Annotated in this window: 3 protein-coding genes; 2 read left to right on the top strand and 1 reads right to left on the bottom strand. The window is 69.3% G+C overall.

What is annotated here, in order from left to right; translation table 11 throughout:
• Both VGD20_RS06040 and VGD20_RS06035 read left to right on the top strand, forming a co-directional pair.
• A partial coding sequence (locus tag VGD20_RS06040; RefSeq protein WP_331133588.1) for an ATP-dependent helicase C-terminal domain-containing protein occupies positions 1-1,374 on the top strand: 1,374 nt, incomplete at its 5' end.
• Positions 1,375-1,441: 67 nt separating this feature from the next.
• Positions 1,442-1,720, top strand: coding sequence for an ETC complex I subunit (locus tag VGD20_RS06035; protein WP_331133587.1), 279 nt, complete (start codon positions 1,442-1,444; stop codon positions 1,718-1,720).
• A gap of 30 nt (positions 1,721-1,750) precedes the next feature.
• On the opposite strand, the gene VGD20_RS06030 is transcribed toward VGD20_RS06035, so the two are convergent.
• Positions 1,751-1,907 (bottom strand): DUF4170 domain-containing protein (locus VGD20_RS06030; RefSeq protein WP_331133589.1); only part of this gene is annotated, 157 nt, incomplete at its 5' end.

Below are 1,907 nucleotides of genomic sequence, written 5' to 3'. Positions count from 1 at the left end.
TGCGCGAGCTGGGGCATTGTCGATCCGCGCCAGCTGGGTTGGCTCGATCCGCCTTCGCCCGCCGCGATCTCCGAAGCGAAGGCGCGGCTTCAGGCGATCGGCGCGCTCGCCGACGACGGTCGCATCACGGCACACGGCAAGGCGCTCGCGGCGATCCCGTTGCCAGTGCCGCTCGCGCATATGCTGCTCGATGCGGCGCGCGCGGGCGAGGCCGAAATGGCGGGGCGGCTTGCGGTGCTGCTGACCGAGCCCGGGCTTGGCGGGCGCGGCGTCGATGTGGAAGCGCGGCTCGGGCGTTGGCGTGGCCAGCGCAACGAGCGATCGGAGGGCGCGTGGCGGCTCGCCCGGCGGCTTGCGACCGTCGGCGAAAAACTGGCGGCGGAAGCCGGCGAGACAGGGCCGCGCTCGATCGGCGGCTGGATCGCGACCGCGTGGCCCGACCGCGTCGCGCGCCAGCGTGCAGGGCAGCGCGGCGAATATCTGAGCGTCGGTGGCCGCGCCTATCGCATCGATCCCGTCGACCCGCTGGCGGGCAGCGAATGGCTGGCGATCGCAGACGCGCAGGGACATGCCGCGGGCGTGCGCATCCTCGCCGCAGCACCGATCGGACAGGCCGAGGTCGAAAGGCTCTTTGCCGATCGCATCGTCGCCCATTCGGCGAGCAGCTACGACAGTGCGAACGATCGCGTCGATCACCGCCGCGAACGGCGGCTCGGCGCGATCGCGCTGACGAGCGGGCAGGCGGGGCGCAGCGAAAATGCCGAGGGCGATGTCGCGGTACGGATGGCGGCGGTGCGCGCCAGGGGGTTGGGGCTGATCGGCTGGGGGGCGGCGGCGCAGGCGTTGCGCCAACGGGCATCCTTTGCCGGCCTCGATGGCCTGTCGACCGGCGCGCTCGCTGACAGCCTCGAAATCTGGCTCGAACCGTTGCTCGCGGATTGTCGCGGCCTCCGCGATATCGGCGACCGCAGGCTGACCGATGCGCTGATGGCGACGCTCGACTGGTCGGCGCGCCAGCTTCTCGAAAAACACGCGCCCGCCGACTATACGACTCCCGCGGGCAGCCGGCATCTGATCGATTATGGCGCGGACGGCGGCCCGACGGTCAGCGTGCGCGTGCAGGAGTTGTTCGGTCTCGCGCGTCACCCGGTGATTGGCGATCCGCCGGTGCCGCTCGTTCTCGCGCTGACGTCGCCCGCGCACCGCCCGATCCAGACGACGCGCGATCTCGTCTCGTTCTGGAGCGGCAGCTGGCACGATGTAGCGCGCGAGATGCGCGGTCGTTATCCGAAGCATAGCTGGCCCGACGACCCGGCGAATGCGCGTCCGACCCTGATCACAAAAGCGGCGCAGGCGCGCCGCGATGCACAATAGGCCTCTTTTCGTGCGGCCGGGTTGGCGCTAAGGCGGCGGCTCAGGCCCCAGTTACAGGACGACCCCGATGAAAGCGCGTATCTTCCAGAAGCCCAAGAATGCGATGCAGTCGGGGCGTGCCGGGACGCAGCGCTGGGTGCTCGAATATGCGCCCGCCGAGGCGCGCAAGGCCGATCCGCTGATGGGCTGGGCGGGGAGCGGCGATACGCAGCGCCAGCTGCGGCTCGGTTTCGCGAGCCGCGAGGAAGCGGTCGCCTATGCCGAGAAGAATGGCATCGAGGTTGAAGTCACGGCGACGCCCGTACGCACGCTGAAGATCCAGGCCTACGCCGACAACTTCCGCTGATAAAAAGACGGCCCCGAAGGGCCGTCGAAATCAGGCATCTGCGTCGGGCTGCAGCAATTTGTGCAGATGGACGACGACATATTTCATCTCGGCATCGTCGACGGTGCGCTGCGCTGCGCTGCGCCACGCCTTTTCGGCCGACTTGTAGTCGGGATAGAGGCCCACGACGTCGAGGTTGTGGAGGTCG

Origin of the sequence: Sphingopyxis sp. (assembly GCF_036402335.1) — a bacterium.
GTDB lineage: Bacteria > Pseudomonadota > Alphaproteobacteria > Sphingomonadales > Sphingomonadaceae > Sphingopyxis.
Note: the sequence above shows the minus strand (reverse complement) of the source record. Positions and strands in the feature narration are given on the sequence as shown.